General features: G+C 70.0%; 13 protein-coding genes. 12 read left to right on the top strand and 1 reads right to left on the bottom strand.

What is annotated here, in order from left to right; translation table 11 throughout:
* Positions 1 to 154 precede the first annotated feature (154 nt).
* The 4 genes from CEK69_RS06830 to glpK all read left to right on the top strand — a co-directional run bounded on the left by CEK69_RS06830 (position 155) and on the right by glpK (position 5,402).
* Positions 155 to 1,015 carry a DeoR family transcriptional regulator gene (locus CEK69_RS06830; protein ID WP_343195287.1) on the top strand — a complete coding sequence of 287 codons (861 nt, stop codon included), beginning with the start codon at positions 155 to 157 and terminating at the stop codon, positions 1,013 to 1,015.
* A gap of 289 nt (positions 1,016 to 1,304) precedes the next feature.
* On the top strand, positions 1,305 to 2,819 hold the full coding sequence (gene glpD / locus CEK69_RS06825) for a glycerol-3-phosphate dehydrogenase (RefSeq protein ID WP_152244616.1): 1,515 nt from the start codon (positions 1,305 to 1,307) through the stop codon (positions 2,817 to 2,819).
* 160 nt (positions 2,820 to 2,979) lie between these two features.
* Entirely contained in the window at positions 2,980 to 3,801 is an 822-nt protein-coding gene (locus tag CEK69_RS06820; RefSeq protein WP_017916383.1) for an MIP/aquaporin family protein, read from the top strand.
* A gap of 101 nt (positions 3,802 to 3,902) precedes the next feature.
* Positions 3,903 to 5,402 carry a glycerol kinase GlpK gene (gene glpK / locus CEK69_RS06815; RefSeq protein ID WP_019800732.1) on the top strand — a complete coding sequence of 500 codons (1,500 nt, stop codon included), beginning with the start codon at positions 3,903 to 3,905 and terminating at the stop codon, positions 5,400 to 5,402.
* Positions 5,403 to 5,918: 516 nt separating this feature from the next.
* Here glpK and CEK69_RS06810 read toward each other — a convergent pair.
* The gene (locus CEK69_RS06810) at positions 5,919 to 6,137 is read right to left on the bottom strand and encodes a hypothetical protein (protein WP_226975070.1); all 219 of its coding nucleotides are present in this window, start codon (positions 6,135 to 6,137) and stop codon (positions 5,919 to 5,921) included.
* A gap of 166 nt (positions 6,138 to 6,303) precedes the next feature.
* Here CEK69_RS06810 and CEK69_RS06805 point away from each other — a divergent pair, with 166 nt between their 5' ends.
* From CEK69_RS06805 to CEK69_RS06775, 8 genes are all read left to right on the top strand, one after another.
* Positions 6,304 to 7,011, top strand: coding sequence for an HAD hydrolase-like protein (locus CEK69_RS06805; RefSeq protein WP_152244612.1), 708 nt, complete (start codon positions 6,304 to 6,306; stop codon positions 7,009 to 7,011).
* Positions 7,011 to 7,187 carry a hypothetical protein gene (locus CEK69_RS21235; RefSeq protein ID WP_226975069.1) on the top strand — a complete coding sequence of 59 codons (177 nt, stop codon included), beginning with the start codon at positions 7,011 to 7,013 and terminating at the stop codon, positions 7,185 to 7,187. The genes CEK69_RS06805 and CEK69_RS21235 overlap by 1 nt, the downstream gene beginning before the upstream one ends.
* 2 nt (positions 7,188 to 7,189) lie before the next feature.
* The gene (locus CEK69_RS21230; protein WP_226975068.1) at positions 7,190 to 7,465 is read left to right on the top strand and encodes a hypothetical protein; all 276 of its coding nucleotides are present in this window, start codon (positions 7,190 to 7,192) and stop codon (positions 7,463 to 7,465) included.
* Between the two features lie 412 nt (positions 7,466 to 7,877).
* A complete protein-coding gene (locus tag CEK69_RS06795; RefSeq protein WP_152244610.1) occupies positions 7,878 to 8,912 on the top strand; it encodes an aldo/keto reductase in 1,035 nt (344 codons plus the stop codon).
* On the top strand, positions 8,909 to 9,790 hold the full coding sequence (locus CEK69_RS06790) for an amidohydrolase family protein (protein WP_152244608.1): 882 nt from the start codon (positions 8,909 to 8,911) through the stop codon (positions 9,788 to 9,790). The genes CEK69_RS06795 and CEK69_RS06790 overlap by 4 nt, the downstream gene beginning before the upstream one ends.
* Before the next feature lie 31 nt (positions 9,791 to 9,821).
* Complete coding sequence (locus CEK69_RS06785; RefSeq protein ID WP_152238678.1) at positions 9,822 to 10,568, top strand: SDR family oxidoreductase; 747 nt, start codon at positions 9,822 to 9,824, stop codon at positions 10,566 to 10,568.
* Between the two features lie 33 nt (positions 10,569 to 10,601).
* The gene (locus tag CEK69_RS06780) at positions 10,602 to 11,459 is read left to right on the top strand and encodes a fumarylacetoacetate hydrolase family protein (RefSeq protein WP_152244606.1); all 858 of its coding nucleotides are present in this window, start codon (positions 10,602 to 10,604) and stop codon (positions 11,457 to 11,459) included.
* 249 nt (positions 11,460 to 11,708) lie between these two features.
* Positions 11,709 to 13,028: an L-fuconate dehydratase gene (locus CEK69_RS06775; protein WP_017910858.1), complete on the top strand. Its 1,320-nt coding sequence runs from the start codon at positions 11,709 to 11,711 to the stop codon at positions 13,026 to 13,028.
* Positions 13,029 to 13,358 lie beyond the last annotated feature (330 nt).

Here is a 13,358-nt window from a genome sequence, read left to right as displayed (position 1 = left end):
CGTTGTTGAGCATGGCGGGTGTGGGAGTGCGGGAGGCCCGGCGAGGGGCGCTAGTCTAGGCGCTGGCCCGCATCGGCGCGTAGACCGCGCAGGCCTGGGCCATGGCTGCGGTTCACCGAGGGTGTGCACGCGGCGCGGTTGCATCCGCGGGCGCATGCGCCATCATCGGCGCATGGACCATTCGATTCCCAAGCCGAGCGCGGTGTCCGCGCTGAATCCGCGCCAGGAGCAACTGGTGGCGCTGGTGCGCCAGCAGGGCTATGCCGAGGTGGAAGGGCTGGCGGCGCGCTTCGAGGTGACGCCGCAGACCATCCGCCGCGACCTGACCCTGCTGTGCGAGGCCGGGGTGCTACGCCGCTACCACGGCGGGGTGAGCCTGCCGTCCAGCGTGGAAAACCTGGCCTACACGGCGCGCAAGTCGCTGCAGGCCCAGGAGAAGCGGCGCATCGCCACGCTGCTGGCGCAGCACATTCCCGATGACGCCTCGCTGTTCATCAACATCGGCACCACCAACGAGGACGTGGCGCGCGCGCTGATGGGCCACAGCGGCCTGCGCGTGATCACCAACAACCTCAACGTCGCGGTGATGATGAGCGCCAACCCCAGCTTCGAGGTGATGGTGGCCGGCGGGCGCGTGCGCGGCCGCGACCAGGGCGTCACCGGCGAGGCCACCATCGAGCTGATCCGCCAGTTCAAGGTGGATTTCGGCGTGATCGGCATCTCCGGCATCGATCCGGACGGCACCCTGCTGGATTTCGACTTCCACGAGGTGCGGGTGGCGCAGGCGATCATCGAGCACTCGCGGCAGGTGTTCCTGGCTGCCGACCACAGCAAGCTCGGCCGCAACGCTATGGTCCGGCTGGGACCGATCGGGCGGGTGCACGCCTGGTTCACCGACCGCGCGCCGCCGGCCGAGCTGGCCGCGGTGCTGGAGGCGGCCGGCACCCGCGTGTTCGTCGCCGAGGGCGAGGCGGCCGACCAGGGCGCGCCGGCGCTGGACGCGGCCGCGGACTGAACGAGGCCGGCCCTGCCGCCGCCGGGGTGGCACACAGGGCGTTTGTTCGGATTGTTTCGTTAATGTTGCGTGATGTGGCGCGGTCATCGCGCCGCAGCGGCCCCGCGCGCCCGCCCGTCTGGCTCTGAGCTAAGCCGCTGGCCGGTTACGGTCGGTTTGCAGGATGCCGTCGACGCCACGCTGCAGTGCAGCGTGATATGTTCGGAAATGTTCGTTTACGATCTTTTCGTCCTCAGTTCTGCGCTCGGCCACTGTTGCCGAGCCGGACACGACACTTCCGGAGTCGGCTATGCGTGAGACCTACGATGTGCTGGTGGTCGGTGGCGGCATCAACGGCGTGGGCATCGCCCGCGACGCGGTGGGCCGCGGCCTATCGGTGTGCCTGTGCGAGCGCGACGACCTGGCCGCGCATACTTCAAGCGCCAGCACCAAGCTGATCCATGGCGGCCTGCGCTACCTGGAGCAGTACGAGTTCGCCCTGGTCGGCAAGGCCCTGGCCGAGCGCGAGGTGCTGCTGCGGCTGGCCCCGCACATCATCTGGCCGCTGCGCTTCCTGCTGCCGCACCAGCCGCACCTGCGCCCGGCATGGATGATCCGCACCGGCCTGTTCCTGTACGACCACCTGGGCCGCGGCCGCCGCACCCTGCCGGGGTCGCGACGCCTGGCGCTGCGCACGCATCCGGTGGGCGCGCCGCTGCGCGAGGAGTTCCGCACCGGCTTCGTCTATTCCGACGCCTGGGTGCAGGACGCGCGGCTGGTGGTACTCAATGCGATGGACGCCGCCCAGCGCGGCGCGCGCATCCTCACCCGCACCCGCTGCGTCGGCGCGCGCCGGGTCGATGGCCTGTGGCAGGTGCAGTTGCAGCATGCAGACGGCCGTCGCGAGGAACTGCGCGCGCGGTCGCTGGTCAACGCCGCCGGACCGTGGGCGGTGCAGTTCCTGGACGAGGTGGCGCACGTCGGCCACGACCACGCGCTGCGCCTGGTCAAGGGCAGCCACATCGTGGTGCCGCGGCTGTTCGAACACGACCATGCCTACATCTTCCAGCAGCCGGACCGGCGCATCGTTTTCGCCATTCCGTACGAGCAGGACTACACCCTGATCGGCACCACCGACGTCGACTACCACGCCGACCCGGCCGCACCGCGCATCGACGGCGAGGAGACGCGCTATCTGTGCGAGGCGGCCAACCGCTACTTCCGCAAGCAGATCGCCCCGGACGACGTGGTGTGGAGCTACAGCGGCGTGCGCCCGCTGCTCGACGACGAGGAGGACAACGCCGCCGAGGTCACCCGCGACTACCTGCTGGAACTGGACACGCGCGACGGTGCGGCCCTGCTCAACGTGTTCGGCGGCAAGCTCACCACCTACCGCAAGCTGGCCGAGGAGGCGGTGGACCGGCTGACCGCGCATGCCGGGCGCAAGGCGCCGGCCTGGACCGCGCAGGGTGCGCCGCTGCCGGGCGGCGAGCGCAGCGACATCGCCACGCTGGCGCGCGAGCTGCGCGCGGCGCGGCCGTGGCTGGCCGAGGCAACCGCGCAGCGGCTGGCGCGCAACTACGGCACCCGCGCGGACACGCTGCTGGGCGACGCCGCCTCGCTGCAGGACCTGGGCCAGCACTTCGGCGCCGACCTGTACCAGGCCGAGGTCGACTACCTGCGCCAGCACGAGTGGGTGGTGGAGGCCGAGGACCTGCTGTGGCGCCGCAGCAAGCTCGGCCTGCGCGTGGACGCCGCCGGACGCCAGCGCCTGGTCGCCTACCTGCAACAGGCGCCGGCCACCCTGGCCGCGGCACCGGCATGATCGAAACGCTGCCGTCGGCCCGGTTCGGGCCGCGGCGGCGCGTGCACAATCGCGCTGCGCCCGGCACCCGCCGCGGCGCACGAACCTGGACGCAACCGTGGAGGGTGGCAGGCATGGGTGGATCGACAGCGGCAACGACGGCAGTCCGGGAGGCATGGGCATGAGCCGGCAACTGGTGGGCGAACTGATTTCCGAAGCGATTGCGATGCTGATCATCATCGCCTTCGGCTGTTCGGTGGCGTGCATGTACGTGCTCTACGACCCCAGCCCGTACCAGCACGCCTACTGGGGCGTGTGCATCGCCTGGGGTCTGGCGGTGACCATCGCCATCTACGTCACCGGCTCGGTGTCCGGTACTCACGCCAATCCGGCGGTGACCCTGGCGCTGGCGCTGTACCGCGGCTTTCCCTGGCCCAAGGTGCTGCCGTACTGGGTGGCCCAGGTGATCGGCGCGTTCCTCGGCGCGTGGATCGTCTACCTGCTGTTCGCGCCAGTGATCGACCACTACAACCAGGCCCAGCATCTCACCCGCGCCGGCGGCGGCGCGGCCGGGGTGTTCTTCACCGCGCCGGGCCTGGCGATCACGCCGATGCACGCGCTGCGCGACCAGGTGATCCTGACCGCGTTCCTGATCTTCGGCATCTTCGCCATCACCGAGCGCTACAACGAGGCCGCGCCCACCGCCAATTCCGGTGCGCTGATCATCGGCCTGCTGGTGGCCACCATCGGCGCCTCGATGGGTTATCTCGAAGCCTGGGCGATCAATCCGGCGCGCGACTTCGGCCCGCGCCTGTTCGCCTACGTCGCCGGCTGGGGCTCCTCGGCGCTGCCGTCGGCCGACAACTACTGGTGGATCCCGATCGTCGGCCCGCTGATCGGCGGCGTGATCGGCGGTGCCGCCTACCAGTGGCTGATCTATCCGTTCCTGCCGGCGCGGGTGAAAGCGCTGGAAGAAGAACAGGCCGCTGCGCGCCGCGGCTAGCGCACCGGCAGCGCGTTCGTTTCCGCGCGCGGCGTGCGCGCCTCTAATTCCCCGTTGGCGCCGCGCCCGTGCGCGCGGCGTGCATCCCGCAGGAGTCTCCGATGGAAAAGCAGTTCATCCTGGCCATCGACCAGGGCACCACCAGTTCGCGCGCGATCCTGTTCGACCGCCAGGGCCGCATCGTCGGCATGGCCCAGCGCGAGTTCTCGCAGATCTTCCCGCAGCCGGGCTGGGTCGAGCACAACCCGCGCGAGATCATGACCAGCGTCTACACCACGATCACCGAACTGCTCAACAACCACCAGGTGGATGCCAGCGCGATCGCCGGCATCGGCATCACCAACCAGCGTGAGACCGCGGTGGTATGGGACCGCGCCACCGGCCAGCCGATCTACAACGCCATCGTCTGGCAGTCGCGGCAGACCAAGGACATCTGCGACCAGCTCAAGGCCGACGGCCACGAGGACATGGTGCGGGCCAAGACCGGCCTGCTGATCGATGCATACTTCTCCGGCACCAAGGTCAAGTGGATCCTCGATCACGTCGAAGGTGCACGCGAACGCGCGCAGCGCGGCGAACTGGCCTTCGGCACCATCGACAGCTGGCTGATCTGGAACCTCACCGGCGGCAAGGTCCACGTCACCGACTACACCAACGCCTCGCGCACGCTGCTGTACAACATCCACGAACTGCGCTGGGACGAGGAACTGCTGCAACTGCTCGACATCCCGGCCTCGATGCTGCCGGAGGTGCGCTCGTCCAGCGAGATCTACGGCAACACCCAGGGCCAGTATTTCTACGGGCATGCGGTGCCGATCGCGGGTATTGCCGGCGACCAGCAGGCGGCGCTGTTCGGCCAGGCCTGCTTCGAACCGGGCATGGCCAAGAACACCTACGGCACCGGTTGCTTCATGCTGATGAATACCGGCGAGAAGGCGGTGGCGTCGAAGAACGGCTTGCTCACCACCATCGCCTGGGGCGTGGACGGCAAGGTCGAATACGCGCTGGAGGGCGCGATCTTCGTCGCCGGTTCGGTGGTGCAGTGGCTGCGCGACGGCCTGCGCATGCTCGGCAAGGCCAGCGACTCGCAGGCCTACGCCGAGCGTGCCGGCGACAACGACGGCGTGTACTTCGTGCCGGCCTTCGTCGGCCTGGGCGCGCCGTACTGGCGCAGCGACATCCGTGGCGCGGTGTTCGGCCTGACCCGCGGCACCACCAAGGAACACTTCATCCGCGCCGCGATCGAGTCGATGGCGTACCAGACGCGCGACGTGCTGACCGCGATGCAGGTCGATTCGGGCATCGAACTGAAGGAACTGCGCGCCGACGGCGGCGCCATCGCCAACGACTTCATGGCGCAATTCCAGAGCGACATCCTGGACGTGCCGGTGCTGCGCCCGGAGGTGGCCGAGACCACCGCGCTCGGTGCGGCCTACCTGGCCGGCCTGGCCACCGGCTTCTGGAAGGACCGTGCGGAGATCGCCCAGCAGTGGGCGGTGGACCGCCGCTTCGAGCCGGACATGCCGGCCGAGCGCCGCGAAGCGCTGTATGCCGGTTGGCAGCAGGCGGTGGAGGCGACGATGGGGTTCCGGATTCGTTGAGGCGGCCGCGCAGTGCGGCCGGGAGCTGCGTCTGCTCCTTTGCATTTGCCGGCCGAGGCGTTCTTCGTCGCTGCGACTGCCGAAGGCGGCAGTCGCCGCACCGAACCTGGTGGGCGTCAACGGTGATGCAGCCGAGACAATCGAAACCGAAAGCCGATGGACACCTTCCGTCGTCGGGACTGAAGTCCCTCCCACAAGGGTGCCTTTCCAACAAGGGTGTCCTGCCCCTTCCCTGTGCGAGGCGACTGCCGAAGGCGGCAGTCGCCAGCCGCCGCACCGAACCTGGTGGGCGTCAGCGGTGATGCCGCTGCGACACGCGAAACCGAAAGCCGACGGACACCTTCCGTCGTCGGGACTGAAGTCCCTCCCGCAAGGGCGCCTTTCCCACAAGGTGTCCTGCCCCTTCCCTGTGGGAGCGGCTTCCGCCGCGCCGGGCGCTCTCGCGAAAGGCCGCTCGCCGTCGTTCAAACGCCGCTGCGGCCGAGCCGGCGCGCACTCCCGGCAACGGCGAAGGATTCAGACGTACTGCGTGGGCCCACGCGGACCCGGCACCGGGGAGTCGACGTCGCCGACCGGGTCCTGGATCGGCGGGATGGTCGGATCGGTCGGCTGATCGGGGATCGGATCGATCGGGCGGTCCGGGGTCGGATCCACGCCCGGATTCGGCACCTGGCCCGGCACCTCGTTCGGTGGCTGCCGCGGGTCCTGGCCAGGATTGGGGGATTGCATGTGCATGAGCCTCTCCTTGCGATGGCGTTCCAGCGTGCGCGCCATGGCAGCGCGTGCGGGTGAAGCGCATGCCAAGGACGGATGAAAGGCGGGCCGATGCGTGCGCCTTGCCATCGCGATTGGCACGCCCGCCGCTGGCGCCGACTCCAGCGCTCCGGCATGCTGGCGCCGCATGCACCGCTACGATCTGGTCATCTTCGATTTCGACGGCACCCTGGCCGACTCGTTTCCCTGGTTCCTGGCGACCATCAACGGCGTCGCCGACGAATTCGGCTTCCGCCGCTTCGACGTGGCGCGGCTGGATGAGATCCGCAGCCTGAGTGCCCGCGAGCTGATGGCGCGCAGCGGCCTGCGCTGGTGGCGGGTGCCGGCGGTGGCGCAACGCATGCGCACGCTGATGAGCGTGCAGATCGAGCGCATCGCGCTGTTCGACGGCGTCGCCGAGTTGCTCGCGCAGTTGGCGCAGGCCGGCGTGCAGCTGGCCCTGGTCACGTCCAACAGCCACGCCAACGTCGCGCGCGTGCTCGGCCCGGCGCTGCTCGCGCAGTTCCGCGACGTGCGTTGCGGCGCGGCGGTGCTGGGCAAGCGCCGCAAGTTGCGCGCCAGCCTGCGTGCCTGCGGCGTTCCCGCCGCGCGGGCGCTGTGCGTGGGCGACGAGATCCGCGATGCCGAGGCCGCGCGCCAGGCCGGCATTGCGTTTGCCGGCGTGGCCTGGGGCTACACCTTGCCGGCGGCTTTGCAGCCGCACACGCCGCTGCCGTTGCTGCAGCGGCCGGAGGCGCTGCGGGCGCTGGTGCTTGGTGCTGATGACCGCACGCAGCCGCCTGCGCGGCAGGCAGATGCGTGCGGCACCTGCGCAGCCATGGGCAGCGACGCTTGATGTGGCTGCCGGACGCGATCAGTGCGGTGATCGCGATCGTCTTCCTCGGTAGCGCCGCCCTGTCGATCGGCGCGCTGTATCGCATGGGTCGCCGCCAGGTGACGGACCTGCTGAGGCTTCGTTTCGCCAGCAGGCGTTTCCGGGTGAGCACGGGCCGTTGCGTGGAAGCGACCTGACCGTGGTCAAGCGATCCAAGCAGACCATTGAGGGTAGCTACAGCCACGTGTATTCGATCGCGCCGGATGCCGCGCTGCAGACCGCCGATGCGTTCTGGTACTGCGTCGGGCCGGGACCGAGCGGGTTCCTTGCCATTCCGGTGGTGACGTCCGGCTTCGGCAAGGCGCAGGTGCGCTGGATCGTGCGGCCGATGACCGAGGGGCGCATGCGCGTGGCGCTGCAGTTCGACCGCAAGGCGACCCGCCTGGCCTTCGGTACGCGGCCGGCTGCGCGCTGAGTCCGCCGACCCGAGCGAAGCAGCCAGACGCGCACGACGCGAAGGGACCTGTCGATCGCGTCCTCGCGCCGTCCCACTGTCCTCGGCGTGCCAGCGGCATGCGCCGCCACCGACGCCGCGGAATCCAGCGGCGCACCGAGTGCCATCGGGCGGACGTCGGCCCCGCCATGCGCCGGCTGGCTCGGCCGGCGCCGAGCGGAATTGCTGCGCTGCAGGTTGATTGTTCACTTGTGATTGCTATATTCATATGCGAACAGTCGCCGTGCCCATCGCCGCCCTGGGCGTGCATGCTGCGGCCTTCCTTCATCGCGCCCGATCCCGGGCAGAGGCGTGCCATGCGTAACCCCAGCAATTCCCGTCCCTCGCGCGTCCGTGGGCGATCCGCTGTGGCCGTCATGCCGGGCGTGCACGCATGGCGCTGAGCGCTGTCGCCGCCGACGTCGCCCTGGCGCCGCGCGCGCTGGGCCGCAGTGGCGTGCAGCTGTCCACCCTGGGCTTCGGCGCCGCGCCGATCGGCAATCTGTACGCCGAGGTGGACGATGCGGTGGCGCTGGCCGCGGTGGCCGATGCCTATGCCGCCGGCATCCGCCATTTCGACACCGCGCCGTACTACGGCTACGGGCTGAGCGAGCAACGCCTGGGGCAGGGCCTGCGCGGGCTGCCGCGCGCCAGCTACACGCTCTCGACCAAGGTCGGCCGCTGCGTCTACGACGATGCCGCGGCCGCGCCTGGGCGCGAGGGCTTCGCCGTGGCCGGGCGCCGCGCCGAATTCGACTACAGCCGCGACGGCGTGCTGCGTGCCTTCGAGAGCAGCCTGCAGCGGCTCGGCACCGATCACATCGATGTGCTGCTGCTGCACGACATCGGCCGCCTGACCCACGGCGAGCGCCATCCGGCGATGCTGCGACAGGCGCTGGACGAAGCGCTGCCGACGATGGCCGCGCTGAAGGCACAGGGCGCGTGCCGGGCGATCGGCATCGGCGTCAACGAGGAAGACGTGGCGGTGGAACTGATGCCGCTGTTCCCGCTCGACTGCGTGATGCTGGCCGGCCGCTACACGCTGCTCGAACAGCACGCCGCGCAGCGGATCATGGCGCAGGCGCTGCAGCGGCAGGTCGGCATCCTGGTGGCCGGGCCGTACAGTTCCGGCCTGCTGAGCGATGCGCGCGGGCCGGGCGAGACCTACAACTACGCACCGGTGGATCCGGCCACGCTGCAGCACGCGCAGCGCCTGTTCGCGGCCTGCGCCGCGCACGGCGTGGACGTGGGCGCGGCGGCGCTGCAGTTCCCGCTCGCCCATCCGGCGGTGAGTGCGGTGGTCGCCGGCATGCGCACGCCGGTGGAAGTGGCCAGCGCCGCCACGCGCCTGCGCGCGGCGATTCCCGCGGCGCTGTGGCAACAACTGCGCGACGACGACCTGCTGCGCGCGCCGGTGCCGACGCCGTGAAGGTCATCGACGCCCATGTGCATTTCTGGCGCCTGGCGCGTGGCGACTATGCCTGGCTGACCCCGGACCTGGGCGTGCTGTACCGCGATTACCTGCCCGAGGACCTGGCCGCGACGCTGGACGCGCAGGGCGTGACCGCGCTGGTGGCGGTGCAGGCGGCGCAGAGCGAGGCGGAAACGCGCTATCTGCTGCAGTTGGCGCGGGCCGAGCCGCGCATCGTCGGCGTGGTCGGCTGGGTGGAGTTCGAGGCGGCCGACGTCGCCGCGCGCATCGCCGCGCTGTGCGCCGACGGCGCCGGCCTGCTCAAGGGGCTGCGGCCGATGGTGCAGGACCTGGCCGATCCGCAGTGGTTGGCGCGGCCGCAGCTGGATGCGGCGTTCGACGCGCTGCTGCAGCACGATCTGGCGTTCGACGCACTGGTGCGTCCGCTGCACCTGCCGGCGCTGCTGGCACGGCTGCAGCGTCACCCTCACTTGCGCGTGGTGCTGGACCACGCCGCCAAGCCGTCCATCGGCGGGGCCGATTTCCAGGCCTGGGCCGACGGCGTGGCGCAACTGGCGCAGCACCCCAACGTGGTGTGCAAGCTGTCCGGCCTGCTCACCGAACTGCCGGCCGGCGCCGTCATCGACGATCCTGCGCTTGCCCCCTACGTGGCGCACCTGTTCGCCTGCTTCGGCGCGCAGCGGCTGCTGTGGGGCAGCGACTGGCCGGTGCTGACCCAGCGCGCCGACTACGCCGCGTGGATGGCGCTGGTGCAGGCCTGGGTCGCGCAGCACGCCGTCGATGACGCCGAGGCGGTGTTCGCCGGCACTGCGCGGCGCGTCTATCGCCTGTCCGATCCGATTGCTTCCTCCCCCACCTGGAGTCCCGCCCCATGACCACGTTCGCGTCCGTTTCCGGGAGCCGCGCATGAGCGGCCGTCTGCAAGGCAAGCGCTGCCTGATCACCGCCGCCGGCGCCGGCATCGGCCGCGAGAGCGCGCTGGCCTGCGCCCGCGAAGGCGCGCAGGTGCTGGCCACCGACATCGATGCCGCCGCGCTGCAGGTGCTGGCCGCCGAGGCCGACGGCATCGTCACGCAGACGCTGGACGTCACCGATCCCGCCGCGATCCAGGCGCTGGTGGCGGCGCAGCCGACCTTCGACGTGCTGTTCAACTGCGCCGGCTACGTGCACCAGGGCAGCATCCTCGATTGCGACGCGCCGGCCTGGAAGCGCTCGTTCGCGATCAACGTCGACGCGATGTACTACCTGTGCCAGGCGGTGCTGCCGGGCATGCTCGCGCAGGGCCGCGGCAGCATCGTCAACATGTCCTCGGTGGCGTCCAGCATCAAGGGCGTGCCCAATCGCTTCGCCTACGGCGTGACCAAGGCGGCGGTGATCGGCCTGAGCAAGGCCATCGCCGCCGACTACGTGGCCAAGGGCATCCGCTGCAACGCGATCTGCCCCGGCACGATCAAGACGCCGTCGCTGGGCGAGCGGGTCAAGGCGCTGGGTGGCGACGAGCAGGCGGTGTGGAAGAGCTTCACCGACCGCCAGCCGATGGGCCGCCTGGGCGACCCGCGCGAGATCGCGCAACTGGTGGTGTACCTGGCCTCGGACGACTCCTCGTTCACGACCGGCCAGACCCACATCATCGACGGCGGCTGGTCGAACTGACCGCGCCTTCCCCTTCCTGACAGAGGACTTCCCATGAAACTGCTGCGTTACGGCGAACCCGGCCACGAACGCCCGGCCCTGCTCGATGCCGACGGCCACTTGCGCGATCTTTCGGCGGTGATCGACGACGTCGCCGGCGAGCATCTCACCGCCGCCGGCCTGGCCAGGCTGCGCGCGCTCGATCCGACCACGCTGCCGCAGGTGGATGGCGAAGTGCGCTACGGCGCCGCCGTGGGCCGCGTCGGCAAGTTCATCTGCGTCGGCTTGAACTACGCCGACCACGCCGCCGAGTCGGGCATGGCGGTGCCGGAGATGCCGGTGCTGTTCATGAAGGCCACCAGCGCGATCAGCGGCCCCAACGACACCGTGACGATCCCGCGCGGTTCGCTCAAGACCGACTGGGAAGTGGAGCTGGGCGTGGTGATCGGCGATACCGCGCGCGATGTGTCGGTGGACGAGGCGCTGTCGCATGTCGCCGGCTATGCGGTGATCAACGACCTGTCCGAGCGCGCGTTCCAGCTCGAGCACGGCGGGCAGTGGGTGAAGGGCAAGAGCTGCGACGGCTTCGGCCCGATCGGCCCGTGGCTGGTCACCGCCGACGAGGTGCCGGATCCGCAGAACCTGTCGATGTGGCTGGAGGTCAACGGTCACCGCTACCAGAACGGCAGCACCCGCACGATGGTGTTCGGCGTGGCCGAGCTGGTCAGCCACATCAGCCGCTACATGACGCTGTTGCCGGGCGACGTGATCAGCACCGGCACGCCGCCGGGCGTGGGCCTGGGGCAGAAGCCGCAGGTGTACCTGAAGCCGGGCGACGTGATGCGGCTGTGCATCGAAGGCCTGGGCGAGCAACGCCAGGCCGTGGTCGCGCATCCGCGCGACGCGGCCTAAAGCCCCTCTCCCCTCGGGAGAGGGGTTGGGGTGAGGGTAAGGGGCGAAGCCACCTCGCATTGCATCCCGGTGCGGCTTTCGCTCGCGCATTGAGCGACACCGCTACGTGCTGTTACTTCGTTCTTGTTTCACAGGGTCGGTACCCGCCATGCACCACCGCACCCTCACCCCAACCCCTCTCCCGGGGGGGAGAGGGGCTACTTCACCGCTTTTTTTGACTTTCCCACCGCCTCACCGACCAGGACCCCCATGAGCAAAATCGTCGCGCTCGAGACCTTCGACGTCCGTTTCCCCACCTCGCGCGAACTGGACGGTTCCGATGCGATGAATCCGGATCCGGATTATTCGGCCGCCTATCTGCGCCTGCGTACCGATGCCGACGACGGCCTCGCCGGCTACGGCCTGGCCTTCACCATCGGCCGCGGCAACGACGTGCAGAGCGCGGCGGTGGCGGCGCTGGCGCATCACGTGGTCGGCCGCGACGTGGAGACGGTGATCGGCGACCTGGGCGGGTTCGCGCGCAGCCTCACCGACGACTCGCAGCTGCGCTGGCTGGGCCCGGAGAAGGGCGTGATGCACATGGCCATCGGCGCCGTGGTCAACGCCGCGTGGGACATGGCCGCGCGCCGCGCCGGCAAGCCGCTGTGGCGCTTCATCGCCGAGCTGTCGCCGGAGCAACTGGTGGCCGCGATCGACTTCCGCTACCTCAGCGACGCGCTGACCCCGGACGAGGCGCTGGCCATGTTGCGCGATGCCGAACCGCTGCGCGACGAGCGTATCCAGACCCTGCTCGAACAGGGCTATCCGGCCTACACCACCTCGCCCGGCTGGCTCGGCTATTCCGACGAGAAGCTGGTGCGCCTGGCCAAGGAAGCGGTGGCCGATGGCTTCCGCACCATCAAGCTCAAGGTCGGCGCCAACGTGGAGGACGACATCCGCCGCTGCCGCCTGGCGCGCGCCGCGATCGGCCCGGACGTCGCCATGGCGGTGGACGCCAACCAGCGTTGGGATGTCGGCCCGGCGATCGCCTGGATGCGCCAGCTCGCCGAATTCGACATCGCGTGGATCGAGGAGCCGACCAGCCCCGACGACGTGCTCGGCCACGCCGCGATCCGCCGCGGCATCGCCCCGGTGCCGGTGTCCACCGGCGAGCACACCCAGAACCGGGTGGTGTTCAAGCAGTTGCTGCAGGCCGGCGCGGTGGACCTGATCCAGATCGACGCTGCGCGCGTGGGCGGCGTCAACGAGAACCTGGCGATCCTGCTGCTGGCGGCCAAGTTCGGCGTGCGCGTGTTTCCGCATGCCGGCGGCGTGGGCCTGTGCGAACTGGTGCAACACCTGGCGATGGCCGATTTCGTCGCCATCACCGGCAAGATGGAAGACCGCGCGATCGAGTTCGTCGATCACCTGCACCAGCACTTCGTCGATCCGGTTCGGATCGTCCACGGCCGCTATCTGGCGCCGACCACGCCGGGCTTCTCGGCCGAGATGCACGCCGCCTCGGTCACCCAGTTCCTGTATCCGGATGGCCCGTTCTGGAGCGCGGACCTGGCCGCGCAGGGCGGCTGACGCCAGCGACCTTGGTGCGCTTCCGCCGAAGGAAGCGCGCCGGTTGCGGTGGTTGCCAGTGCATCTGTCGCGGCTGAAGCCGCTCCTGCGACGGCGGCGGCAGCGGCGCTGGATCGCTCGCTGTGGGAGCGACTTCAGTCGCGACGCACGAACCTGTGCACGCACCAGCTTCGGCAGCAGTCGGGACTGAAGTCCCTCCCACAACGTCGCACAGCATCCGCCGCGCCTGCCGCGACCTCTGCAACCGCACCTGCCGCATTCTCTGCAACCGTAGAAGCGGCTTCAGCCGCGACGAGCAACCGGTCTCGCGCGCGCTCGGCACCGGCCTTC

Source organism: Xanthomonas sp. LMG 12462 (assembly GCF_009192885.1).
Classification (GTDB): domain Bacteria; phylum Pseudomonadota; class Gammaproteobacteria; order Xanthomonadales; family Xanthomonadaceae; genus Xanthomonas_A; species Xanthomonas_A sontii.
This window is presented reverse-complemented; position numbering and strand designations above follow the sequence as displayed.

Bases quoted from the DNA above. Each gene is read 5' to 3' on its own strand.
- CEK69_RS06830 (WP_343195287.1), top strand. From the start codon at position 155: ATGCGCCATCATCGGCGCATGGACCATTCGATTCCCAAGCCGAGCGCG.
- glpD (WP_152244616.1), top strand. From the start codon at position 1,305: ATGCGTGAGACCTACGATGTGCTGGTGGTCGGTGGCGGCATCAACGGC.
- CEK69_RS06820 (WP_017916383.1), top strand. From the start codon at position 2,980: ATGAGCCGGCAACTGGTGGGCGAACTGATTTCCGAAGCGATTGCGATG.
- glpK (WP_019800732.1), top strand. From the start codon at position 3,903: ATGGAAAAGCAGTTCATCCTGGCCATCGACCAGGGCACCACCAGTTCG.
- CEK69_RS06810 (WP_226975070.1), bottom strand. From the start codon at position 6,137: ATGCACATGCAATCCCCCAATCCTGGCCAGGACCCGCGGCAGCCACCG.
- CEK69_RS06805 (WP_152244612.1), top strand. From the start codon at position 6,304: ATGCACCGCTACGATCTGGTCATCTTCGATTTCGACGGCACCCTGGCC.
- CEK69_RS21235 (WP_226975069.1), top strand. From the start codon at position 7,011: ATGTGGCTGCCGGACGCGATCAGTGCGGTGATCGCGATCGTCTTCCTC.
- CEK69_RS06795 (WP_152244610.1), top strand. From the start codon at position 7,878: ATGGCGCTGAGCGCTGTCGCCGCCGACGTCGCCCTGGCGCCGCGCGCG.
- CEK69_RS06785 (WP_152238678.1), top strand. From the start codon at position 9,822: ATGAGCGGCCGTCTGCAAGGCAAGCGCTGCCTGATCACCGCCGCCGGC.
- CEK69_RS06780 (WP_152244606.1), top strand. From the start codon at position 10,602: ATGAAACTGCTGCGTTACGGCGAACCCGGCCACGAACGCCCGGCCCTG.
- CEK69_RS06775 (WP_017910858.1), top strand. From the start codon at position 11,709: ATGAGCAAAATCGTCGCGCTCGAGACCTTCGACGTCCGTTTCCCCACC.